The organism is Pseudomonas sp. DC1.2, assembly GCF_034351645.1.
Lineage (GTDB): Bacteria > Pseudomonadota > Gammaproteobacteria > Pseudomonadales > Pseudomonadaceae > Aquipseudomonas.
Genome location: NZ_CP133782.1, coordinates 777,862 through 801,731, shown reverse-complemented (window position 1 = coordinate 801,731; position 23,870 = coordinate 777,862). Strand labels below are relative to the sequence as shown.

General features: G+C 57.6%; 21 protein-coding genes and 1 pseudogene. 9 read left to right on the top strand and 13 right to left on the bottom strand.

The genetic code is table 11. The features are described from left to right. Nucleotides 1-129: 129 nt before the first annotated feature. The 3 genes from RHM68_RS03485 (at nucleotide 130) to RHM68_RS03475 (ending at nucleotide 2,868) form a co-directional block, all read left to right on the top strand. Nucleotides 130-504, top strand: coding sequence for a DUF6124 family protein (locus tag RHM68_RS03485; RefSeq protein ID WP_322220554.1), 375 nt, complete (start codon nucleotides 130-132; stop codon nucleotides 502-504). Nucleotides 505-969: 465 nt separating this feature from the next. After that, nucleotides 970-2,265, top strand: a complete 1,296-nt coding sequence (locus RHM68_RS03480; protein WP_322220553.1) for a divalent metal cation transporter — start codon at nucleotides 970-972, stop codon at nucleotides 2,263-2,265. A 42-nt stretch (nucleotides 2,266-2,307) separates the two neighbouring features. Continuing rightward, nucleotides 2,308-2,868 carry a GNAT family N-acetyltransferase gene (locus RHM68_RS03475; RefSeq protein ID WP_322220552.1) on the top strand — a complete coding sequence of 187 codons (561 nt, stop codon included), beginning with the start codon at nucleotides 2,308-2,310 and terminating at the stop codon, nucleotides 2,866-2,868. Between the two features lie 16 nt (nucleotides 2,869-2,884). Here the strand turns inward: RHM68_RS03475 and RHM68_RS03470 are convergent, their stop codons facing one another. Next, nucleotides 2,885-3,895, bottom strand: a complete 1,011-nt coding sequence (locus RHM68_RS03470) for a metallophosphoesterase (protein WP_322220551.1) — start codon at nucleotides 3,893-3,895, stop codon at nucleotides 2,885-2,887. 203 nt (nucleotides 3,896-4,098) lie between these two features. Between RHM68_RS03470 and RHM68_RS03465 the strand changes: the two genes are divergently transcribed. Beyond that, entirely contained in the window at nucleotides 4,099-5,541 is a 1,443-nt protein-coding gene (locus RHM68_RS03465) for an ArnT family glycosyltransferase (protein ID WP_322220550.1), read from the top strand. 106 nt (nucleotides 5,542-5,647) lie between these two features. On the opposite strand, the gene RHM68_RS03460 is transcribed toward RHM68_RS03465, so the two are convergent. Beyond that, nucleotides 5,648-6,319 carry a histidine phosphatase family protein gene (locus RHM68_RS03460; protein WP_322220549.1) on the bottom strand — a complete coding sequence of 224 codons (672 nt, stop codon included), beginning with the start codon at nucleotides 6,317-6,319 and terminating at the stop codon, nucleotides 5,648-5,650. Between the two features lie 258 nt (nucleotides 6,320-6,577). Between RHM68_RS03460 and RHM68_RS26625 the strand changes: the two are divergent. Together RHM68_RS26625 and RHM68_RS26620 are read left to right on the top strand one after the other, a co-directional pair. Further along, a pseudogene (locus tag RHM68_RS26625) lies at nucleotides 6,578-7,591 on the top strand (methyl-accepting chemotaxis protein); the annotation flags it as partial. 42 nt (nucleotides 7,592-7,633) lie between these two features. Continuing rightward, on the top strand, nucleotides 7,634-8,497 hold the full coding sequence (locus tag RHM68_RS26620) for a methyl-accepting chemotaxis protein (protein ID WP_416195238.1): 864 nt from the start codon (nucleotides 7,634-7,636) through the stop codon (nucleotides 8,495-8,497). 39 nt (nucleotides 8,498-8,536) lie between these two features. On the opposite strand, the gene RHM68_RS03450 is transcribed toward RHM68_RS26620, so the two are convergent. The 10 genes from RHM68_RS03450 to kynU all read right to left on the bottom strand — a co-directional run bounded on the left by RHM68_RS03450 (nucleotide 8,537) and on the right by kynU (nucleotide 19,875). Beyond that, the gene (locus RHM68_RS03450; protein WP_322220547.1) at nucleotides 8,537-8,905 is read right to left on the bottom strand and encodes a glyoxalase superfamily protein; all 369 of its coding nucleotides are present in this window, start codon (nucleotides 8,903-8,905) and stop codon (nucleotides 8,537-8,539) included. A 125-nt stretch (nucleotides 8,906-9,030) separates the two neighbouring features. Further along, on the bottom strand, nucleotides 9,031-10,488 hold the full coding sequence (locus RHM68_RS03445) for a D-aminoacylase (protein ID WP_322220546.1): 1,458 nt from the start codon (nucleotides 10,486-10,488) through the stop codon (nucleotides 9,031-9,033). A gap of 45 nt (nucleotides 10,489-10,533) precedes the next feature. Beyond that, nucleotides 10,534-11,172 (bottom strand): YdcF family protein, encoded by a 639-nt coding sequence (locus tag RHM68_RS03440; RefSeq protein ID WP_322220545.1) that lies wholly within the window; start codon nucleotides 11,170-11,172, stop codon nucleotides 10,534-10,536. Continuing rightward, a complete protein-coding gene (locus tag RHM68_RS03435; RefSeq protein WP_322220544.1) occupies nucleotides 11,169-11,879 on the bottom strand; it encodes an HAD family phosphatase in 711 nt (236 codons plus the stop codon). The genes RHM68_RS03440 and RHM68_RS03435 overlap by 4 nt, the downstream gene beginning before the upstream one ends. Continuing rightward, entirely contained in the window at nucleotides 11,845-13,020 is a 1,176-nt protein-coding gene (locus RHM68_RS03430; RefSeq protein ID WP_322220543.1) for an MFS transporter, read from the bottom strand. Before RHM68_RS03430 ends, RHM68_RS03435 begins: the two co-directional genes overlap by 35 nt. 79 nt (nucleotides 13,021-13,099) lie before the next feature. Continuing rightward, nucleotides 13,100-14,821: a carbamoyltransferase gene (locus RHM68_RS03425; protein WP_322220542.1), complete on the bottom strand. Its 1,722-nt coding sequence runs from the start codon at nucleotides 14,819-14,821 to the stop codon at nucleotides 13,100-13,102. 453 nt (nucleotides 14,822-15,274) lie between these two features. Beyond that, nucleotides 15,275-16,192 carry a LysR family transcriptional regulator gene (locus RHM68_RS03420; RefSeq protein ID WP_322220541.1) on the bottom strand — a complete coding sequence of 306 codons (918 nt, stop codon included), beginning with the start codon at nucleotides 16,190-16,192 and terminating at the stop codon, nucleotides 15,275-15,277. Between the two features lie 101 nt (nucleotides 16,193-16,293). Beyond that, nucleotides 16,294-16,884, bottom strand: coding sequence for an NAD(P)H-dependent oxidoreductase (locus RHM68_RS03415; RefSeq protein ID WP_322220540.1), 591 nt, complete (start codon nucleotides 16,882-16,884; stop codon nucleotides 16,294-16,296). Between the two features lie 263 nt (nucleotides 16,885-17,147). Beyond that, nucleotides 17,148-18,557 (bottom strand): amino acid permease, encoded by a 1,410-nt coding sequence (locus RHM68_RS03410; protein WP_322220539.1) that lies wholly within the window; start codon nucleotides 18,555-18,557, stop codon nucleotides 17,148-17,150. 70 nt (nucleotides 18,558-18,627) lie between these two features. Beyond that, nucleotides 18,628-19,875: a kynureninase gene (gene kynU, locus RHM68_RS03405; protein ID WP_322220538.1), complete on the bottom strand. Its 1,248-nt coding sequence runs from the start codon at nucleotides 19,873-19,875 to the stop codon at nucleotides 18,628-18,630. A gap of 221 nt (nucleotides 19,876-20,096) precedes the next feature. Between kynU and RHM68_RS03400 the strand changes: the two genes are divergently transcribed. After that, a complete protein-coding gene (locus tag RHM68_RS03400) occupies nucleotides 20,097-20,570 on the top strand; it encodes an Lrp/AsnC family transcriptional regulator (protein ID WP_322220537.1) in 474 nt (157 codons plus the stop codon). 15 nt (nucleotides 20,571-20,585) lie between these two features. Here the strand turns inward: RHM68_RS03400 and RHM68_RS03395 are convergent, their stop codons facing one another. Continuing rightward, a complete protein-coding gene (locus RHM68_RS03395; RefSeq protein WP_322220536.1) occupies nucleotides 20,586-21,599 on the bottom strand; it encodes an AraC family transcriptional regulator in 1,014 nt (337 codons plus the stop codon). A gap of 382 nt (nucleotides 21,600-21,981) precedes the next feature. On the opposite strand from RHM68_RS03395, the gene antA reads away from it, so the two are divergent. After that, nucleotides 21,982-23,370, top strand: a complete 1,389-nt coding sequence (gene antA / locus RHM68_RS03390; RefSeq protein ID WP_322220535.1) for an anthranilate 1,2-dioxygenase large subunit — start codon at nucleotides 21,982-21,984, stop codon at nucleotides 23,368-23,370. 2 nt (nucleotides 23,371-23,372) lie between these two features. Continuing rightward, the gene (gene antB, locus RHM68_RS03385) at nucleotides 23,373-23,864 is read left to right on the top strand and encodes an anthranilate 1,2-dioxygenase small subunit (protein ID WP_322220534.1); all 492 of its coding nucleotides are present in this window, start codon (nucleotides 23,373-23,375) and stop codon (nucleotides 23,862-23,864) included. Nucleotides 23,865-23,870: the final 6 nt, after the last annotated feature.

The window sequence follows — 23,870 nt, the reverse complement described above, 5'->3', positions numbered from 1 at the left end:
CAACGTATCGGCTTTCATGAACTAGCGACCCTTATTGATGAGGGTTAACCTCCGTTCTTTGCTACAACCCGGCGGGCAGTTTTAACAGTCCGAAAAGCCTAGGGGTCCCTACACCTCCGGAGTTCCTCCATGAAAAAGCCCTACCCAAAACCACTTGAAAATCCAATCCTTTCAGCGTCAGGAGACGTCGATCCAACGCCTCGGCCCAAAACCAGCCAGTGCGCTGTCGGCGCTCGTCGGCGCGCCGCGAAACTGTCCAATCCAATGAACCAGATTTTCACCGTCATCCCCGATATCGACACGCCTACCCTCCTCGCTCACGCCAGCGAATCCTTGGCCTCCCTCAACGTCATGACCACCGGTCTGGCCGATCAGCTCGAAGGTTCGCATCGCAACGTGGCATTGGCGATCAAGCAGTTGGCCGTACTGGCCGAAATGTTGATCAACCGGGCGCTGGAAAATCTCGAATCGCCCGATTCGGTGGTCAAGCCCATCTGCCACTGAGTCGTCGCATTCGTAGGTCGACGGCAGGTTTTTCCTCGCGCGACTCCTAGGCACCGCTCAACAGCGGACGCCCCCGTCCGCGCCTCGACTAACCTGCCGTAGAGTTTGGCCGGTCTTCTTCTACACTTCATACACGTGGACTGGCGCCCCCCCATCGCTCAGTGATGGGTTCTTTGAGCGGCACCTTCGACACAGCGGCGGATCATTGACCTAAAACAAAGCCTCTAAACCAGGCATCAGGGGCACAGATGAACTTTTCTTCACCGCAGAGCCTTTCACGAAACGTTAAATTGCGCTCGCTCATTCAAGAAACTATGGTTTGCCCGCGCTCCCGCGGGCTTTTTTTTGCCCGCCACATCCTGAGGCCCTCAGCCATGCCTGTTCTGGGTATTTCTTGAAACTGTTCTCGACTCACGCCCGTCACTGTGATGCGTGGCGCTGCGCCGCCGTGTCGAAGCAACGCCCATGAAGACTGATGCCCCGGACGCTAGCCTCTCGGTAGACACCCGCACGACCTGGCTTAAAAAACTCGGTCCCGGCCTGATAACAGGCGCTGCGGACGATGACCCAAGCGGCATCGCGACGTATTCCCAAGCCGGTGCGCAATTTGGTTTGAATACCCTCTGGACCTTGTTCCTGACGTTTCCGCTGATGGTCGGCATCCAGATGATCAGCGCCCGAATCGGTCGGGTCAGCGGTCATGGACTCGCGACCAATATCCGCCGTCATTACCCCCAGCCATTTCTACTAGGCATTGTCGCGTTGTTGCTGATCGCCAATATCGTCAACATCGCCGCCGACATTGCCGCGATGGGTGATGCCCTGAAATTGCTGATCGGCGGCCCGGCGCATCTGTACGCGGTGGGCTTTGGCGTAGTCTCGGTGTTGCTGCAAGTCTTTATTCCTTACAACCGCTACGTGCGCGTCCTCAAATGGCTGACGCTGGTACTGCTCGCCTACGTAGGCACCTTGTTTGCGGTGCATATTCCCTGGGCCGAGGTCGCATACCGCACGGTATGGCCCGCACTCTCCTGGAAACCTGAGTACATCACCATGCTCGTGGCCGTTTTTGGCACCACCATCAGCCCCTACCTGTTTTTCTGGCAAGCCTCGCAAGAAATCGAAGAGATGGAGGCGTGCCCTGGTGCGAAGCCTTTGATCGAAGCGCCTGACCAGGCACCGTCCAACTTCAGTCGAATAAAAAGCGACACGCTAATCGGCATGGGGTTTTCCAATATCATTGCCTTTTTCATCATGCTGACCACCGCACTCACCTTGAACTTACAGGGTATGACGCAAATTCAGACCTCAGCAGAAGCCGCCAGAGCGCTGCGCCCTATTGCCGGTGAGTTTGCGTTCTGGCTGTTCAGTGCGGGCATCATCGGCACGGGTTTGTTGGCCATTCCGGTGCTGGCTGGCTCTGCGGCCTATGCCATGGCGGGCGCTTTCCAATGGAAAAATAGCCTCGCAGACGAACCGAAAACGGCTAAACAGTTCTACGGCATCATTACGGCGGCGACGTTGCTCGGCGTGCTGATCTGCTTCGCCCCGATCGATCCGATCAAAGCGCTGCTCTGGAGCGCGGTCATCAACTGCGTCATGGCGGTGCCCATCATGTTCATCATGATGCTGATGGCATCCAACACCGCCATCATGGGCACATTCGTCATTCACATCAGGCTGAGGATTCTAGGATGGAGTTGTTCCATCGCAATGGCCCTTGCCGTCATTGCGATGTTCTGGGGAATGCTGGCGGGCTAATCCTGCCCTGGCGCCCTGTACTGCCGAGAAACGGAGCACACCATGCCGCTGTTGTCCCTCCCCTCCAAACGCCTGACGCTGGCGGTGCTCGCCCCCAGCCAAGCGATGCTGGAAAGCGACTTCTACCTGCAAAACGAGGAACATCTCGCCCCGTGGTTGCCGATTCGGGCCGCCGACTACTACAGCCCTGAGCAAATCCGCCCGCGCCTGGAAATACAGGCCAGCGCTTTCGAGGCGGGCCTGGCGGTGAATTTCGCACTGCTGGCACCGGGCGACGGCCAGATGATCGGCGCCTGCACGTTCAGCGGTATCACTCGCGGAGTGTTTCAGGCCTGCTATCTCGGTTATCACATCGCGAAGTCCCACCAAGGCCAAGGCTTGATGCAAGAAGCCCTGGAGGTGGGTATTTGCTACATGTTCGAGGAACAGCAATTGCACCGGATTATGGCCAACTACATTCCTGGTAACGAACGCAGTGCGCGATTGCTGGAGCGCCTGGGTTTCGAGCCCGAGGGCTACGCCAAAGCTTACCTGCACATCGCCGGACGCTGGCAGGACCACGTGCTGACCGCACTCGTCAATCACGCCCCAGGCCTCCATTGACCGTTGCGCATTCTATTTATGGCGAGACAACCGAACTCGCGACCTCCGGCAACAAGCATCCCTGTGCCATCCATTGACAGTCTCTGGCCCAGCGATAGCTGGTTTCCTGATTTCCCTGGTCGTCGTAGTACGCGAGCCGCAGCTGACTGACACTCAGGTCGAGTTTGGCAAACCCCGCTCGCGAGGTGGCAAACGAGGTGCCCAAGGAGCCGGCACGCGTGGCATTCAGTTTTTGCCCTCCGGCCCCGGAAATCACCCAGGCCGGCTCCGCTGCACGCAACAACAATTGTTGGTTGTGATCATGTCCGGCCAAATACACATCCACCTTGTTACGTTCAAGTGCCGGTAACAGCGCGGCGACCAGTGCTGAGTCTTCTACGTGTTCCCCCTGATTGCGCACGGGGTGATGAGCGGCAACGATTCGCCATACCGGGGCCGGGCCAGGCGCCTGGAAGGCCTGATCGAGCCACTCGATTTGCTGTGGCAGCGTTTCACGGGGGGCCGATGTATCGAGGAACACCATTCGCACCAGCGGACGCCCCTCGACACTGCCAAAATCCTTGACGTAGAAGTTGCTCGGCATCTGCCAGCGGCCAGAGCCTTTGCGCTGTTGGCCGTATTGAAGCTCAACCTGCTGCGACAGCGGATAGTCATGATTGCCCAGCACCGCGTAAAACGGCACTCGACTCAACCACTTTCCCCAATAGACACGCTCAAATTTCAGTTGCCAGCTCGGGTCGTCGGTACTGGTCAGCGGCTTGCCGTAGAAGTTGTCGCCCAGCAACACCACCATGTCCAACCGACCTTCGTTGTCCGCCACCCGCTCCATCGCACGCCCTACGCGCCACTGTTGGAGATTGCCGCTGCCCTGGTCACCCAAGGCGATCATCGACACCTGCGAAGGGTCGAGACCGCTTAAAGGAACATAAGGCGGTGGTGGCGTCAGCATCCAGTAACCTGCCGCACCACCGGTTAACAGCAGAAGGACCACAGCGATGGCGGCCCGGCGCATCCTTTTTTTGAACACAAAACGCTTTGCCACACGTGATGAGGAAATGATGTGTTTCAATCGGAGGTCTCGCTTGGCATTGCCAGCAGGTACTTTTAAAAAGGTCACCGTTACACGCCACTAGATCACATCCGTTGTTCACACTTTGTTAAGAATTGACCCCGTATACTTTTTGCAGCATTTTTCTCCACAACCCCTTTTTCTTCGGTAGCCAGAACCTTATGTCGCGTCCTGCCCCGTTGTTGTTATTTGTGCTTGCCTGTTTGCTGTTCTTTTTCGCTCTTGGTAATCATCAACTGCAAGGCTCCACTGAAGCCCGGGTCGCCGGGATCGCCATGGAAATGCACCTGAACGACGATTGGGTAACGCCACGTTTGTTCGGCGCGCCCTTTCTGGAAAAACCCCCCTTGAGCCTGTGGCTTGATGCCGGGGCGATCCGGGTGTTTGGCGGCACACCGTGGGCCGTGCGGTTGGCGTCGGCATTTGCCGGACTGTTCAGTGTGATGGTGTTGTACGCCATGTTGCGCCGCTTCGGCCGACCGAAAGCGATTGCCTGGACAGCCGGGATTCTGTTGGCAACCATGGCCAGTTACTGGAGCAACGTGCGCGGGGTCGGTGAAGATGCCTTGCTCGCGCTGGGCGTGACCATGGCGCTGCTGGCGTTTTTTCAGGGCCAGAAGCATTCGACGGTAGGCAATGCGTTGCTGTTTATGGCCGGTATAGCCATCGCGACGTTGAGTAAAGGCGTGTTGGGTCTGGCGATGCCGGGGGTGGTGATCTTCGCGTTTCTGCTGGCCGAAAGCCTGATGGACAAGCGCTTGAAAGTCGGCGACTGGCTGCGACCTGGCCTGTTGACGCTGGCGGGGCTGATTCCTCTGCTGATCTGGCTCGTCGTGCTGTATCAACGCGGCGGCGCCCACGCCGTGGGTGAAGTGTTGCTGACCAACAGCGTCGGACGCTTCAGCGGTTCATTCGTCGAGGCGGGGCATTACGAACCGTTCTACTACTACCTGGCCAAACTGCCGGAAGCATTCCTGCCCTGGAACATTTTGGTGTACCTGGGGCTGTGGCACTTTCGCAAAAGCCTAATGGCCAATCGTTACTTGCTGTTTTTCACCGTGTGGATACTCGCGCAGTTCGTCATGCTGACGCTCGCCTCCAGCAAACGCACGGTGTATCTAATGTCCATGACGCCGGCAGCCGCAGTGATCGCCGCCGAATATGCGGCCGTCCTGTTCGAACGGTTGAAAGCTCGCGAAGGCGTATCGACCTGGATCGGCAGCATTGCCAGGCACCGTAACGGTATTGCCACCGGTGTGCTGGTCGTGGTGATCGCCAGCTACCTGAGCGCCGCACAGTGGGCCCAGCCCAGGGCTGATCGCCAGTTGTCCTTCCTGCCGCTGACCGAACAAATTCACACACTGCAAAGCAACGGACAGCAAGTCGCGCTGTTCCAGGCCGATGAGCGGGTGGGCGGCGCCAGCGTGTTCTACCTGCAGCGAGTGATCAAAGGGCTGGACACTGAGGCGCAACTGCATGAGTTTCTGAGCGCATCACCGTCCAATGTGGCGGTCATGGGCGGCGAAAAAGAACCTGCTGCGCCGCTGAAGGTACTCAACACCATCCTGATAGGACGACAGACTTACTACTTCGTCGGGCAGTAAGTCGCCGCAGGCTTGCTCACCGGGCCGGTCGCCGCACCGCCCGTGAGCAGGCAACAAAAAACCCGCCACTCCCTTGGGAACTGGCGGGTTTTTTCGTTTCAGGCACTTATTGGGTGGACACCGAACGCCAGTCAGCCGCCTCGATAAAGCCGAGCATCTTCGGTGCATCAGGGTTTTGCGCGGACATAAATAACGAGGCGCCGTACCCAGGGATTTCTGTACGCAACTTAAGGTCTTTTTCCAGTTGCACCATGCATTCGCTGTGCGTGACCAGAATCAAATTGCGCCCGGCCACTTTGTGCGCCAAGGCGTCGCTCAGCATGCTGCCTTTGCAATTGATCAACCAGTCTTCGCCGGCCCCGACGTTGCCGAACATATAGCCGGCCGTTTGCGCCGCACGCTTGATCGGGCTGTTGTAGATGTCCGCTCTGGTCAGGCCCAAACGTTCGAAATGGGCACCGACAGCCACCGCGACGCCGCGCGAGCGATCAGTGATGCCGTCGTTGCCGCTCAGGCAGGCCGCTGTGGAATGATCGCAGCGCTCAACGTGGCGCACGAGCACGATCATGTCGCCCTTGGCCCAGCCCGACAGTAACGCCTGTGCTCCGGTGACATTGCCGTGGGCCAGGTCCGGGACCGCTGCCGGCCGTAGCAGCCAGAGGGTCAGCGGCACGACCAGCATCGTTGCCGCCAGGACCACGGCGGCCGTTTGATAACGGGCATAAGGGCGCAGGTCAATCGAGCGTTTCACACCGAAAAAATTCAGCTTCAATTCCATATCAAATGCCTCGACGGCACGCCGCCTGTTTTATTCAGGGCGCCGAGCTTAGAAAGGCATGCGTCGGCGGCAAGTGAAACCCATGTGAAAAAAAGCTTAATCCCTCTCACACTTTGTTACATGACTAGTCTTACAAAAACCTTTCAGCTCTAGAGATTGCTGCCGATACAGGTTTGCGACATACCTTGCTGGCACTTAAAAAAACAATCTTCCAGCCAACTGAAGATAAAGAAACACAACGTTCCTGGAGGAATTGTGATGAATAGCTGGTTCGGCAATATCAGTGTAAACCTGAAACTGGGCCTGGGATTTGGCCTGGTCCTGGCACTGACTTGCGTCCTCGCCCTGACAGGCTGGACAAGCCTTGGTGGGCTGATTGACCGCAGTAACTGGATGAGCGACATCACCCAGCTCAACGCCAGCCTGACCAAGCTGCGCGTGGTACGCCTGCAATACATGCTGACCAACGGCGACGAGACCGCCGCACAAAATGTGCAAACCACCCTCGACGGTTTTGTGGCTCAGCAAACTGCGCTGCTGGGCAGCTTCAAAAACCCTGAAAACGTCAAAATGCTCAAGGATCAAGCCGCGACCATCGCCGCTTATCAGGCCTCGCTGAACAAAATGCGTAGCGCCTACCGCACCGGTAACGGCGCCCGCGATGCCATGGGTGCGAACGCCGAAGCCGCCAGCACGATGATCAACACCATCAATACCCGCGTGCAGCAAATGCCTCCGAGCGATCAGCGCTTCGAGCAGTTCCAGTCGATCACCGCCGCCAAAGAAGCATTCATGCTGGCGCGCTACGAAGTGCGCGGCTACACCGGCAACACCACCCCCGAGAATGAACAAAAAGCGATTGCTCAACTGGATTTGGCCATCGCCCAGCTCAAACCACTGAACGTGCAATTCTCTGACACCCAGCAAGATGCCCTGCGTCAGCTGGAAACCGCCCTCGGCAACTACCGCAGCGCCTTGCTGGCTTACGAAAACGCCAGCAACGATGCGGTGCAGGCACGCAAGGAAATGACCGACCAAGGCAATACCATCGTTACCCTGAGCGATCAGTTGTATCAATTCCAACTCGACCGTCGTGACGCTGAAAGTGCCCAGGCCCGCACCCTGCAATTGATCAGCACGCTGCTGGCGCTGTTGGTGGGCGTGATTGCCGCCATCGTCATCACCCGGCAGATCACCGGTCCGCTGCGCGACACCATGACAGTGGTCGAGCGTATCGCTGGTGGCGACCTGTCCCAAGACGTCAAAGTCACTCGCCGCGACGAACTCGGCGTGTTGCAGCAAGGCATCGGCCGTATGGGTGTCACCCTGCGCGACTTGATCAGCGGCATCCGCGATGGCGTCACCCAGATTGCCAGCGCCGCCGAAGAGTTGTCGGCCGTCACCGAGCAGACCAGCGCCGGGGTCAATAGCCAGAAAATTGAAACCGATCAGGTCGCCACCGCGATGCACGAGATGACAGCCACTGTGCAAGAAGTCGCGCGTAACGCCGAAGAAGCCTCCCGAGCGGCGGCCGATGCAGACGGGCAGGCTCGCGAAGGTGACAAGGTAGTCAACGAAGCGATTGCCCAAATCGAGCGCTTGGCCATTGAAGTGGCCCGCTCCACCGAAGCCATGAGCGTGCTGCAAAAAGAAAGTGACAAGATCGGCAGCGTTATGGACGTGATCAAGGCTGTAGCCGAGCAAACCAACCTGTTGGCGCTGAACGCAGCAATTGAAGCGGCACGTGCCGGTGAAGCCGGTCGTGGCTTCGCCGTGGTAGCTGACGAAGTCCGCGGACTGGCGCAGCGCACACAGAAATCCACCGAGGAGATCGAAGGCCTGGTGGCCGGTCTGCAAAATGGTACCCAACACGTATCGGCGGTGATGAACAACAGCCGCACCCTGACCGACAGCAGCGTCGCCCTGACCCGCAAGGCCGGTGTGTCACTGGAAAATATCACCCGCACGGTGTCTAACATTCAGGCGATGAACCAGCAGATCGCCGCGGCCGCCGAGCAGCAAAGCGCCGTCGCCGAAGAAATCAGCCGCAGCATCGTCAACGTGCGCGACGTGTCCGAACAGACCGCCGCCGCCAGCGACGAAACCGCCGCATCCAGTGTTGAACTGGCGCGGTTGGGCAGTCAGTTGCAGCAGATGGTCAGTCACTTCAAGGTCTGACACGGGTCAGACCTTACCCCCCCAATCGGTTGAAAGGCATCAAACGCTAATCGCGTTGGTAAATACCAACCGATTGCCAAACGGATCGATCACCGTCATGTCCTGGCTACCCCAGGGCATGGCCTTGATCTGTGGGTGGGCGAACGGGTAATCCTTAGCCAGCAATTGCTGCTGGAACATTTCCAGTTGATCGGTTTCGATGCGCAACGCCGAACCCGGCGTGCTGTCGCCATGGTGCTCTGACAGGTGCAGCACGCAGTCGCCGCGAGAGACTTGCAGGTACAACGGGAAGTTGGCTTCGAAACGATGCTGCCAATCGATCGTGAACCCCAGAAAGTCGACGTAGAACGCCACAGCCTTGGCCTCATCGAAAATCCGCAGGATAGGGGTCGTTTTACCGAAGCTCATTAGGTTGCTCCTTGACTGAAAAGGCCCATGCAGAGGGGCTGGATGTAAGCGCTTCGGCTTGAAGACGGCTTTCTTTAATCTCCCCGTACCAAGGTGAGAGGTCGATCAAAAGATTGATAATCCAATCAATGAAAGCCCTGACGCAAGTCCCCTCCCCGCGCCAAAAAACGCCCAGCGCGGTGACCGCTGGCCTGCCCGTCGCGGTAACTCAGGACACCGTTGACCCACACCCCGTCAATGCCCTCCGCCGCCCGTTGTGGGTCGTGGAAATCCGCCACGTCGCGAATGGTCGCCGGATCAAACAACACCAGGTCGGCCCAATGGCCTGTACGGATTTCGCCACGCGCCTTCAAGCCGAATCGCGCCGCCGAGAGCCCAGTCATTTTGTACACGGCGGTGTGCAGCGGAAAAAGACCGACATCACGGCTGAAATACCCAAGTACCCGTGGGAACGCGCCCCATAAGCGCGGGTGCGGGAACGGGTCTTCTGGCAGTCCGTCAGAGCCGACCATGGTTAACGGGTGAGCTAAGATTCTGCGCACATCCGCTTCGTCCATGCCGTAATACACCGCACCCGCCGGTTGTAGACGGCGAGCGGCATCCAGCAGGGATAAGCCCCACTCGCCAGCGATGTCGATCAGGTCACGCCCGCCCATCTGCGCGTGTGGCGTAGACCAGGTGATGGTGATGCGGTGGGCAGCGGTGACTTGTTTGAGGTCCAGGGTCGAAGAACTCGCGGCATAGGGATAACAGTCGCAGCCTACCGGGTGAGTTTTCGCAGCCGATTCGAGGGCTGCCAGCAATTGTGGACTGCGCCCCCAATTGCCGACGCCGGCGCACTTGAGGTGGGAAATAATCACCGGTACTTGCGCGTGGCGACCGATCTGGAAGGCCTCGTCCATGGCGTCCAGTACCGGCTCGAACTCGCTGCGCAAATGCGTGGTGTACACCGCGCCGAACGCCGTCAGTTCCTCGGTTAACTGCATGACTTCATCGGTGGACGCTGAAAACGCGCTGGCGTAGGCCAGGCCTGTGGATAAACCCAAGGCGCCGGCCGCCAGGCTTTCACGCAACTGCTCGCGCATCGCGGCGATTTCAGTGGCGGTGGCGCTGCGAAACAGATCGTCGAGGTGATTGCTGCGCAACGCCGTATGGCCTACCAGCGCCGCGACATTCAGCGTCGTATGGGCCGCTTCGACGGCCGCTCGGTAGTCGCTGAACCGTGGGTAAACAAATGCTGCCGCGCTGCCGAGCAGGTTCATCGGGTCTGGCGGATCGCCGCGCAAACTGACCGGCGACGCGCTGATCCCACAGTTGCCGACAATCACGGTAGTGACGCCCTGACTGAGCTTGGGCAGCATTTGCGGCTGACGGATGACCGCCGTGTCGTCGTGGGTGTGTACATCAATGAAACCCGGCGCCAACACCCGACCCGCCGCGTCGATGTCCTCAGCAGCGTGGGCGGTGCGTAGGTCGCCGATGCACTCGATACGGCCATTGTGGATGGCCAGATCGGCGCGATAGCCAGGCGCGTTAGTTCCATCAATGATCAGGGCATTGCGGATCAATGTGTCGTACTGCACGTCAGTCTCCCTGCGGCAAAAAACGCTGCCGCCTCGGCTCAGGCATCAGCTTTTACCTTTGATCAAATGGTGGTCAAAACCTTGCTCTATCAGGTAACGCCAAGCCCCCAGCACCTCGTCCGGTATCGCTTGCTCAACCTGGAAGCCCAGCGAAGGGTAAACCATGATTCGGTGTACATCCCCGACCATTTCGTCGATCAGGCCCAAGACCCCGATCAGGTTGCTCACCTGTCCGGGAAACTCGAACGACGGCGAGTCCACGCAGGCGTCAAGCCCCGGCCACTGAATCGGCAAGGTCAGGGCAACGCGCCGGATAGCGTTGGGTTTGGTCAGGAATGTCGCTCGCTGCACATCGGGAAACAGCGTTCGGGCATAAGCGATGTTTTCGGCAAAGTTAGTGGCACGCGACTCCAGGGTGAATTGGTCGGCCGAAACGCCGAGCGCCAGCGCCCGCTGCGCAAACACATCGGCTTCAGTTCTTTGCCACAGGTGCCGGGTCCAGTTTCCAGTGTTACCGGTAAATAAAAGATGCGGCGCCACGCCCTGTTTCAGTAACTCGCAGGCGTAATCACAGACCCGCAAGTCGTAGGAACCGCAGACGACAATCAGCTCACAGGAACGGTGCATGCGCCCCGAACCGAGGAACTCCCAAAGAACGGTCGCGTGTTGCAGTGTCGGCGTCATGAGCGAGCGTCCCGGAATGGCAGCGGCACGCCGATAAACAGCCCGTCGCGGTCATAGACGTGTGCCTTGGTATTCGTCATCGAGACCGGCAACGCACCGAAATCCGCATAGACCCCAGACGCACCGTGCGCGGTCAGCGTCAGGTCATCGCCAATACCAACACACAGCGCACCGCTGCTGATCGCCGCCTGCACGCCGCTCAATGAGTCTTCGAATACCAGGCATTCATCGCTATGACGCTGCAACTGCGCGGCCGCCAACCGATAAGCGTCGGGCGCCGGTTTACCGCTGCGCACGTCATCCCGGCAGACAATACTGTCGAAGGCTGACTTCAGGTCATGCTGATGCAAGACATGCTCGACACGCTCGCGCCAACTGCTGGTCACCAACGCCAGCGGCACCGCCGCGTCTTGCAGTTGCGCGATGAGCGTAGCCACGCCGGGCGTCAGCGCGCACGCCGAGACTTGTTCAATGGCATCTACTTCTCGCTTGATCACCTGACGCTGCTGTTCGCCGAATTGACCAAACAGAGCCTGCAAGGTGTAGCCGCCCGGGCGACCGTGGATATGTTCGCGAATAAAGGCCTGATCGACGGCCACACCGTAGTGCCGGGCAACGGTGGTCCAGGCACATTCAATGACCTCGCGAGACTGGATAAGCACGCCGTCCATGTCAAAGCAGACGGCGGTAAAGGTTCGTTGTGTCATGAGTTGTATTTCGCATCCCCTGATGAGCAATCAACGCCAGCCCTGTGCCTATCAAGGCAAACAAAGCCATCACGTAGTACGACCATTGCGGTTGTGTCTCATACAAATACCCGGCAAACGGCGTGGCCAGTCCCATGGGCAAGGCTACGGCGAGGGAGTAATAAACGCCTTGGGTGAACACCTGAATCCCCTCGGGCGCATGATCCCGAATCAAGCGCATGATCGCCGAGTGATACGCCGCAAAACTCAGGGCGTGCAGGCATTGCCCGAACACGATTACGGACATCGCATCGCTGTCGGAAAAGAACGCCCAGCGCGCCGCTGCGCACACACTGGAAAACATCACGATAGACAATGGCGAGTAAACCGACAGGACTTTATTCGACAGCGCGAAGTAGGTGATTTCTGCTATCACCGCCACCGACCAGAAGCCCCCGATGTACGCCGACGAGTAGCCCTTCACCCCCCAGCCAATCGAGGCCGTGGAAAAGTACAAGGTGTGACTCAACTGGATGAAGCTGGCCGCGGCAATGGCGAGCAGCAAGGGTTTGCGCTCAAGCAGCGCCCTCCAGTCAGGTCGTTTAGCGCGGTGGCTGACCGTTTGCAAACCGTTCCGGCCAACGCGGCGCTTCAAACGCAAACATGCCACGGCCGTCATCAACATGCTGCCCGCAATCACGATGGGCACCCAGGATTGACCGAACTGCGCGAACAACAAGCCGCCGAGTGTCGAGGTCAAAATAAACGCTGAAGACCCTACTGCCCTGACCCACCCATAGTTCTGTAACGCGTGCTTGTCACGCTTGAGCAGGTAGGCCTCGGACAAGGGCAACACCACCATCCACAGGCCGCCGAACAAGGTGCTCAAGCCCACAAACACCCATAAATGGGCCGGCATGAAATAAAACAGCAACGTACAGAACGCGGCCGAGAACCCGAGAAACGCGGCCAGGCGCAGTTGGTCCACCCGCCAGTCGGCGACGTAGGTAATGAACACACCGGTCAATACCTGAGGCCAGTAGGCCGCAGCAATCAGCAAGCCAATCTGACTGGCGCTGAAACCCAGCGAATCGAGCCAGGTTGGCCAGAACGGATAGATGATCCCTTCTGCCGCAAAGAAGCCGAAAAAGATCAGGTACATGCGTTAACCATACGCTCGACACTCCAAAAAAGAGCTCCAAAGCAGGGCTCACAAGGAGCCCTGGAAAACCGTCATTCCATTATTCGAAGCGTTGCTGGGTAAAGCTGTTTTTGCCTTTGCGCCAGACAATCAGCGACTCGCTCATCACCACCAGATCGACCATTCCCTCTTTCAGCGCATCCAGTGCGTCCTGGGACGAACACACAATGGGCTCTTCGTGGCGGTTGAACGAGGTGTTGATCAAAGCCGACTGGCCAGTCCTGGCGTGCCAGGCGTTCAACAAGCGGTGCATGAAATTGTCCGTTTGCGGCCGGATGATCTGCGGCCGGGCGGTGCCATCGACGTGGACCACCGCCGGGCTCGACTCGCGAAATTGCGGATGGCAGTCATAGGTCATGGTCATGGTATCGGCCGCCACCTGATCGGGCGCCCAGCCCACATAGCACGCAGCGGCCTGCTCAATAGCCGTCACCGGGCCAAACGGCATGAACTCCGTGCGGTGCATGCGTTTGTTCAGCCAATCGTTCACCTCGGCGTCCTGCGCGTGATAAATGATGCTGCGGTTGCACAGCGAGCGCGGCCCGAATTCCATCTTGCCCTTGAACATGCCCAGCACCTGATTCTCGACTAGCGCGTCGGTCAGCACATCGATGATGTTCGAAGGGGTGTGATAGCCCAGTTCAGGGTAGTCGCGGTTGATGAGGTTAATGTTCTGGGACACGCTTCGCGAATCAGGACCAAGGGTCATCACCGGGTTCTTGAAGCGGGTTCCGTTTTCAAGGTAGGCCGCACCGACGGCCGCCGCCAGTGCCAGGCCTCCATCGCCCATGCACGGCAACACATAGACGTTGTTGATGCCTGGGATTTCACGCAGGCGCTGATTGAGTTTCACATTGCCAAACACACCACCGGCCAGGCACAAGTTGGCGCTGCCACGTTGCGCCAGGTGATGGCTCACCGTTGCGACCAGCAGGTCTTCGGTATGGCGTTGCACGGCGGCGGCAATGTCCTCGGGAGTTTCCTGGGAGAACACACGGTGCAACGGTTCGCTGTAGTGGTGGTAGGACGGCAAGAACCAATCGCCACAACAGGCTTTGATGCGACCGTCTTCAAAGCGAATCATCTGTTGCATGACGCCCAGCAGCTTTTGCGGATCGCCAAACGCCGCCAGGCCCGTGACCTTACCTTCATGGCGGTTGGGTTTGTAACCCAGCACATGAGTCATTCGCCCGTAAAAATAGCCCAGGCTGTCGATGCTGGTTTCCCGCTGCAATACCGTGCTTTCTGTCGGGCTGTACCAGGTCATGGTCAGTGACTGGAAATCACCACGGCCATCACACGTCAGGGTCAACGCCTCGTCAAACGGCGAACAGACATAAGCCCCCAGCGCATGACATTCATGATGGTCAATATAATAAGCCTTGCCGTTCAAACCATTGGCTGCAATATAGTGCTCGAACTCCGCTCTTTTTTCTTTATCGTTGTTTATTTCGTCGGTTATACGCTGGCGGAATTGCCCGAGGCCTTGCGGATTATGCTTAACCTCTTCAACAATTCGATCGAAGTACAACTGAAGATGTTTATCGGCGTTGAAACCTGAATGCCACCCATATGCAACATAACTGACATCTTCCAGCGACACGCCGGCCTGGTTTAATACAAACTCAATGGATTTTTCCGGCCAGACCCTATGATCTTTTATCCGGGTAAAACGCTCTTCACTGACCGCCGACAGAATCTCACCGTCGCGCACCAGGCACGCACCCGATAAGTCATTGTTTGTAATGCCTAAAATGATCATAACAACTCCTTGTTCTTGCCATTTTTAGTGATCACAGTGCCGACACTCGAAGAGTGAATAGCGCTAATCAGGGCCTATCAGTACCTATCAGGCATCAATGCCGAATGTCATAGCGGGTGAGGACGCGACGTCATAGCGGTCGCCAGAGACATGCCTTATATAAAAGACATCAAGAGTGCGTGTGGCCATTGCAAATTCCTTTTGCATACATAACTCCATGGTATTCAACCGCTGACCCATTCATTGCGCCAGCAGAACCTTTACTGCGAATAATGCACTGTCCAACTATCGGAGCAAATAGTGTTTATTCGCCCATAAGCCTAGTAGTAAATTTTGAAAGAGTTCTCATAAATTAAATTAAAAATTAGATAGGTACTGCAACCGCCCGGTTTACGGGAGCGCCAACCGCCCACCTTCACTGACGCGACAAACGAGTGACCGAGCGTGGAGCGATCATGAGTCAGGCTGAAAATCCGACATCGCGTAAGCCGCCAATTTTCCCTGGATGAAGTCCAGGAAGCATTGAATTCGCAGGGCAAGCTGTGAATTTCGGTAATACACCGCATTGATTGGCTGGCGATAACCGCTGTTGAAATCCGCCAGCAGCACGTGCAGGCGACCGGCGCGTATATCGTCGATGGTCATGAAATGCGACAGGCAGGCAATCCCTTGACCTGCCAGCGCCAGGTGACGCACCGTCTCGCCGCTGGAGGCGTGGATCGCCGCACTGATCGGCCAGCGATCACCGTGGGCATGACGCAACGGCCACTGATTGAGGCCATCGTTGTGAGTAAACCCCAGTAACGTGTGCTGACTCAGGTCGGCGACGGCGGTAGGCGTGCCGTGTTGCTCAAGGTAAGACGGGCTAGCCAGCATGTGCAGAGGGCTGCAACCCAGCGATCGAGCATGCAGCGTCGAGTCGGCCAGTGCGCCGATGCGAATGGCGATGTCAGTGCTTTGTTCCAGCAGATCAATAATCAAATCGTTGCTGTTGAGCTCCAGTTGAATGTGCGGGTAGAGACGGCGAAACTCGTCGATGTACGGCACGATGGCATGCAGCATAAAGGGCGCGGCAGCGTTGATTCGCAGACGGCCGGACGGGGTTTGTTGTCGTGAACTCAAGCGTTCTTCAAGTGCGTGCATCTGATTGAGAATCAGCTTGGCCTGTTCGAAAAAGTATTTGCCTTCCTCGGTCAGGTCCATGCGCCGCGTTGTGCGGTTGATCAGCGTGGTGTCGAGCTTGGCCTCCAGCCGCGACAGGGTGCGGCTGATTGCCGACGGCGTTTGGCCGACCTGCTCGGCCGCCGCAGAAATCGATCCGCATTCAATCACGCAGACGAAAACCTGCAACTCATCGGATCTGGCTTTCACGTGTGTCCTCTTATCGATAGCCCGGCGGTAAACCTTGAGTGGTGAACGGCATCCTTCACCACTTAAGGTGAAGAACGCCGGCTTTCGATAGTAGCCGAGGGTTACGCCTTGAGGCTAAACACCTCAGCCAAATGCCGTTCATAACGCACCACATCAGCGTCGATGTTTGGGCGTTTCATCACGTCCACACACAGGAAGGTCGGTAAACCGGTCATGCCCAGAAAAGCGTTGGCTTTATGGAACGGAAAATACACGGTGTCCACCCCTTTGGCGTCGAAGAAATCGGCCGGGTCGTCGAAAGCTTGCTGCGGCGCGTTCCAGGTCAGGGACAGCATGTAGTGCTTGCCTTGCAATAAGCCACCGCTGCCATATTTTTGCGACGCATCGGAACGAGTGCGGCCGTCGCTGGCGTAGAGGCTACCGTGCCCCTCAGTGAAGACTTCATCGACGTATTTTTTGACGGTCCAGGGCGTCCCCATCCACCAACCGGGCATCTGATAAATGATCACGTCGGCCCAGAGAAATTTGGCCACCTCTTCAGCAACGTCGTAGCCTTCGTCGATGAAGGTGGTTTTGACATCGACACCACCACGGTCCAGCACACTCAGGGCGGTGTGGTGCAGGGTGGCGTTATAGCGGCCATCGGAGTGGGCGAATTTTTTGCCGCCATTGAGCAACAGGACTTTTTTCATTGAAGGTCTCACATCACTGGAATTCGATGGCGCCAGCGTATCGATCCGTGTTGCGCGGAGTAAGCGCTGAAGTCGCACTATTGATTTGACTAAAACGCACGAATCAACAGGCGATTGTTACCAAAGATTTGGGCCGATGCTTAATGCGAGAGAGGTTTGATAAGTGAACGACAAGGCGTCATCCGGCACGCCAAGACCCGTCCAGAAAAATGCCGGCTCGGCGACCCTTGAAAACCACCGACCGGCCTACGGCCTTCTCGTGTCTAAACCTTTGGCAACGGACTCAACGCCACGACCCTCTTGGCTTTTCTAAAAAAGACAGCGTAGACAAAGGTCAGGACCAACAAGAACGGCAGCCCGAAAACCAGGGTCAGTTTGAAGGCGTCGGTGAAGTACGTGGTAATCATCACCGCGCCCATCAGCACCATGCCCAACAATGTGGTGTACGGAAAAAAACGCATGCGGAAAGACAGCGTCCGCTCGCCGTTACGCTGGTGGTAACGACGGAAACAGTAGTGCGTCAGAAAAATCATGAACCACGTGAAAATGGCGCCGAACATAGAGATTGCCATCATCAAGGTGAACGAACTTTCCGGGTAAAGGATATTGAGCAAGGTCGCCAGGGCAATCCCTGAACTCGACAGGAGCAAGGCATTCAGCGGGATCCCGCTCTTGCTCAGTACGCCCATCGATTGGGGGGCATAGCCGCCTCGGGACAAACTGAACATCATGCGCGTGGTGATGTAGAGCTGACTGTTCATGGCCGATAACGCCGCGATCAGAATCACGAAGTTCATCACCCCGGTCGCGCCGGGAATACCGATGGTTTGCATGACCGTCACGAACGGGCTCTGAGCATGACTGGCCTGAACCCACGGCACAATCGCCAACATCAGCGCGAGGGTCAGCAGGTAAAACACCACCAGCCGCACGATGGTCGCGCGAAAGGCCTTCTTCACTGCCAGCTCCGGGTCCTTTGCCTCACCCGCCGCCACCGCGATCATTTCCACGCTCAGGTAGCTGAAGATGGACACGATCACCGCGACCCACATGCCTTGCAGCCCCTTCGGAAAAAAACCACCGTAGGCGGTGTAGTTATGCACGCCGTATTGCGCGTTGCCGGAGCCAAATACCACGTACACCGCCAAGATGATAAAACCGACAATCGCTGCGATCTTGATGGTCGAAAACCAATACTCAAAGGTGCCAAACGTCTTCACGCTGATGGCGTTGAGCACCACCAAAATGCTCGAAAAAGAGACGATCCACACCCACTCCGGCACATTGGAAAACCAGTACTTCATGTACATCGCCACGGCCGTCACTTCCGTACCTACCGCCAGCACAATCGCCGTCCAATAGGCATAGCGCACCAGAAACCCAGCCAGTGGGCTGACATAAAATTCGGCATAAGCACCGAACGACCCCGAGGTTGAATGGGCCACGGTCATTTCCGCCAGACACCCCATCAACAACAGAGTGATCAGCGCGCCGATGGCGTAGCTGAGCAGCACGCTCGGCCCCGCGTAACCAATGGCGTAAGCGCTGCCCATGAATAGCCCGGTGCCAATCGCACCGCCAATGGCGATCATGCTCATCTGACCCGACGTCAGCTGGCGCTTGAGGCCATGCTCACGTTTGGAGATGGTTTCAAAACCGGTGGTATCGGTCATTGTTATGTCCTCTGACTATTTTTTTTGTTAAAGAGAGCACGTCGTCTGCATGGCGGGTTTTGCCAGCGGTTCAGGTGACGCTGTGGCGGACCTGGAATTGCGCCTCGGACCAGGTTTTCTGATCGAAAATATCGCCCAGGATCTGCACCGCGTCCCAGACCTCGGTGAAGCTCGTATACAGCGGGGTGAAACCGAAGCGCATGATCTGCGGCTCGCGGTAGTCACCGATCACGCCCCTGGCGATCAGCGCCTGAATCACCGCATAGCCTTGGGCATGCTCGAAGCTGACATGACTGCCACGCCGGGCATGTTCGCGCGGGGTGATCAGGGTCAATTCATGAGCGCCGCAACGCTGCTCGACGAGTTGGATAAACAGGTCGGTCAAGGCCAGGGATTTACGGCGCAGGCTGGCCATGTCGGTCTGGTCGAAAATGTCCAGCCCGCACTCAACCATCGCCAATGAAGTAATCGGCTGGGTGCCGCACAGGTAACGAGCGATGCCGCTGCTCGGCTCGTAGCGCGACGCCATGGCGAACTGCCGCGAATGGCCGAACCACCCCGACAAGGGCTGCTTCACCAAATCACACAGTGTCGGCGAAACCCAGACAAACGCCTGCGAACCGGGACCGCCATTGAGGTATTTGTAGGTGCAGCCGATGGCGTAATCGGCGTCGGCCTGGTGCAGGTCAATCGGCACCGCGCCGGCAGAATGCGCCAAGTCCCAGATCGCCAGCGCACCACACTCGTGGGTCAACGCAGTCAGGGCCTGCATGTCGTGCATGTAGCCTGTCTTGTAGTTGACGTGGGTGAGCATGACCACCGCAGTGTCTTGGTCAATCGCTTGCGACAGCGCCTGTGGACTGTCGACGAGGCGCACGCTGTAACCCTGTTGCAGCATCTCGGCCAACCCTTCGGCGATGTACAGATCGGTTGGAAAATTGCTGGTTTCACTGACGATCACTCGCCGCGTCGGCGACCGTGTGGCTTGCACGCGCAGGGCGGCACTGAGCACCTTGAACAGGTTGATTGAGGTGGTATCGGTCACCACCACTTCACCCTCACGCGCACCGATCAGCCGCGCCAGTCGATTGCCCAAACGCTCTGGCAGGTCGAGCCAGCCGGCGCTATTCCAACTGCGAATCAGGCCGTTGCCCCACTCCTCGGCGATCACGGCCTGAGCCCGCGCCAATGCAGCAACCGGGCGTGCGCCCAGTGAGTTACCGTCGAGATAAATCACCCCTTCGGGGAGTGCAAACTGCTGGCGCAGGGGCGCCAACGCGTCTTGCGCATCCAGCGTCAGGCAATCGTTTCTTGTCATCGTTGAATGTCCTGTGGGTTGACTGATGAGCCGTCCGGCAGATCGCGATAATCGAGTCGAGACGGGGACCAGCACGCTCGCCAAGGTGTTATCCGGCCCCTCTCGGTGAGTGAATAATGGACGAAGCTTTGGAGAAGTTTCGTGCAAAGTGAACGGTCATATAGTAGTTATCTCGCAGGAAATTCGAATACAACGCCAATAAACACGGATTTATTCCAACCATGATTCTCGACGCGACAGACCTGCGAATCCTGCATCACCTGCAACAGGATGGCCGTATCAGCAATCAGGAATTGGCGGAGAAAGTCGCCCTGTCACCTTCGGCCTGTCTACGGCGTTTAAGGCTGCTGGAAAGCGAGGGCGTCATCACCGGCTATCGCGCCGTGCTGAATGCCGAGCAGTTGGGCATTGAACTGGAAGCCATCGTCCATGTGTCATTGCGACAGGACGTCGAGGACTGGCATGAGACATTTATCAAAAAGGTCCAACTGTGGCCGGAGGTGGTCACCGCGTATGTGATTACCGGTGCAAGCAACTACGTGTTGCGGGTGCAGGCGCGCAACCTCAAACACTTCTCCGACTTCATCGTCAACCAGCTCAATCGCACGGCGGGGGTCACCGATATTCGCTCTGAAATCGTCCTGCAAAAAATCAAGGAAAAGGACGCGTTACTGGATCTGGTGGTGCGTAAGTGAAGCGCGCCGCGCGCTTCAAAATCCGCGCATACGTCGGGCCTCGTTCCGCTGCAAGGTCGTGCTGGGGGACTCGTCGAACACTTTGCGGTACTCGGCAGAAAAACGCCCGAGGTGCGTGAAGCCCCATCCCATGGCGATTTCGGAAATGTTACGCGCAGAACCGTGTTCAAGGATGTCCTGGCGAACGGCGTTCAGACGGTACTTTTTCAGATAGACCATCGGTGACAGGGCAAAGTATTTCTTGAACGCCTCGAACAACTTGAAACGGGAAACCCCGGCGGCGGCCTCGATGTCCTCCAAGTGCAGAGTTTCACGGGCGTTTTCGTGAATGTATTGCCTGGCCCTGATCAGGTAATGCGGCAACTTAACGCCCAACACGTCCCGCAACGCTTCGGAATAATTGTTCGGCTGCGCAAGGATCAAGCCTTTGATCAAGGCGCTTTCAACATCCCGGGTGAACGCCACCTGCTCAAACAGCTCGCTGCTGCGCTCCAGCTCGGCGATGAAATACCGCGCCATGCGCCACCACGATGCCGACGCCCCATCCACGGCATCCATCACCGACTCGAAACGCAGCGGCTCGTTTAGCGGTCGCTGCAACAGGCCTTCCAGAGACTCACTCATGGCCGCTCGGGTAATCACCACCTGAACTTTGCGACAGTCGCCGGAGATCGCCAGCATCTGGTTTTCATTCGGGGAAATGATCACCCCTTGATCGCGGTTGGACTTCAACACGTTGCCGTTCTTGCTCAACTCCTGCTCGCCCACCAAGGGCAGGCTCAGGCTGTAACTGCTGAAGTGTTCGGCGTCTTCGATATCGACGGTGACATCGGTGCCGTACTCGATGGTGCCCAGCGTCGTGGCCATCGACTTGAACACATTGGCGCTGTGATGAAAGCGGATCCGCTCGGGGGTGGTCGTCACGAGTCGATGCGGCCCGCAGATACCGGACATCCAGGTCCTCGCACCTTCGAGGTCATAGCGATCAATACGAATATCGCGACACTGCGGATCAGCTTTGCTACTCATCACGGCGCACCCACGGCAATATTTTCTACAGCGCTCTGACGGCGCGTATTCGGCTTGAAGACAGCAAGTTTCAAGCCGCAAAACGACTGTGCCCACCCAGTGGATAGTCATCACCGACTAAGCGGATAAAGCCGTCGTTCGAATGCCCCGAACCGCCCTCAATAGCGGTCGATGCCCCGTCAGACAGTACCTGATTGCTGCAAACAGGTGCAGCCGTTGGTCACTGAGGGCATGGGATGAGTCGCTGCTGCCCAGTTCGACACCGAGGTGTTACCGCACACTTTGCGGACTGCCTTCGCCGACAAACCGGATAGACCCCTGCCCGTCCCGCTCTCTCTAATGGACGCAACCGATTGGCTTGAATAAAAAAGGGACACCCCCCATGAATGGCGAAAAAAGCGTCGAGCAGTGGAAAGCGTTTATTGAAGGCTGCCTGGACTTTCGTCCGGTAGACGGCGTGTTCCGGATCGCCCGGGACATATTCACCGAGCCGCCGTTGTTCGATCTGGAGATGGAGCTGATTTTCGAGAAGAACTGGATCTACGCTTGCCATGAAAGCGAACTGGCCCATAACCACGACTTCGTGACAATGCGCGCCGGCCGCCAACCGATGATCATTACCCGCGACGGCGACGGCCAGCTCAACGCATTGATCAACGCCTGTCAGCATCGCGGCACGACCTTGACCCGCGTGGGCAAGGGCAATCAATCGACCTTCACCTGTCCGTTTCATGCCTGGTGCTACAAAAGCGATGGCCGCCTGGTCAAGGTCAAGGCGCCCGGCGAATACCCTGAAGGGTTCGACAAAGCCACTCGGGGCCTGAAAAAGGCGCGCATCCAGAGCTACAAGGGGTTTGTCTTCATCAGCCTCGACGTACACGGCGACAACAGCCTCGAAGATTTCCTGGGCGATGCCAAGGTGTTCTTCGACATGATGGTGGCCCAGTCGCCGACCGGCGAGCTGGAAGTGCTACCCGGCAAGTCGGCTTACACCTACGACGGCAACTGGAAACTGCAAAACGAAAACGGCCTGGACGGTTATCACGTGAGTACCGTGCATTACAACTACGTGGCCACCGTGCAGCACCGCCAGCACGTCAACAGTGAGAACGGCACGCCAAACGGCACCACGCTGGACTACAGCAAGCTCGGCGCTGGCGACGCCAATACCGATGACGGCTGGTTTGCCTTCGATAACGGCCACAGCCTGTTGTTCAGTGACATGCCAAACCCGTCGGTACGCTCTGGCTACGCCACCATCATGCCGCGCCTGATCGAAGAACACGGCCAGCAAAAAGCCGAATGGATGATGCATCGCCTGCGCAATCTGAACATTTACCCCAGCCTGTTTTTCCTCGATCAGATCAGCTCGCAATTACGCATCATCCGCCCGATAGCCTGGAACAAAACCGAAATCATCAGCCAGTGCCTCGGGGTTAAAAACGAATCGGCGGCGGACCGCGAAAACCGTATTCGTCAGTTTGAAGACTTCTTCAACGTTTCGGGACTCGGCACACCCGACGACCTGGTGGAGTTTCGCGAAGCTCAGCGTGGATTCCAGGCGCGCCTGGAACGCTGGAGCGATATTTCTCGCGGCAGTCACCAATGGGCAACCGGGGCCACGCCCAACAGCGAGTCGATCGGTATTGACCCCGCCATGACCGGCACCGAATTCACTCACGAAGGGCTTTACGTCAACCAGCACAGCAACTGGCAGAAGTTTCTGCTCGACGGCCTGGAAGCGAAATCCTTGAAGCTGCGTGAGGTGTGACCATGAATGCGCAATTGCAGTACCAAATTGAGCAGTTTTTCTATCGGATGTCTGCGCTGTGCGACGCTCAAGAATGGGACGCCTACCTCCAGCTGTTCGACGAGCACAGTGAGTTCCACTTGCCGCAATGGGACTCGGAGCACGTCTACACCCAGGACCCCAAGCGCGAAATGTCGCTGATCTATTACCCCAACCGCTCCGGACTGGAAGACCGCGTGTTCCGTTTACGCACAGGCAAATCGGCTTCTTCGACGCCGATGCCGCGCACCCTGCACCTGATCAACAATGTGCGGATCGGCGAACTTGGAAGCGGCGACCTGGAGGTGCATCTGAACTGGCATACCTTGTTCTATCGCCTGGCCACCAGCGAACAGTTCTACGGCCGCGCGACGTATCACCTAACGCCCCACGCCGGCAATTGGCTGATTACCCGCAAGCATGTCCTGCTGCTCAACGACACCATCAACTCGGTGCTCGATTTCTACCACCTCTGACACCAT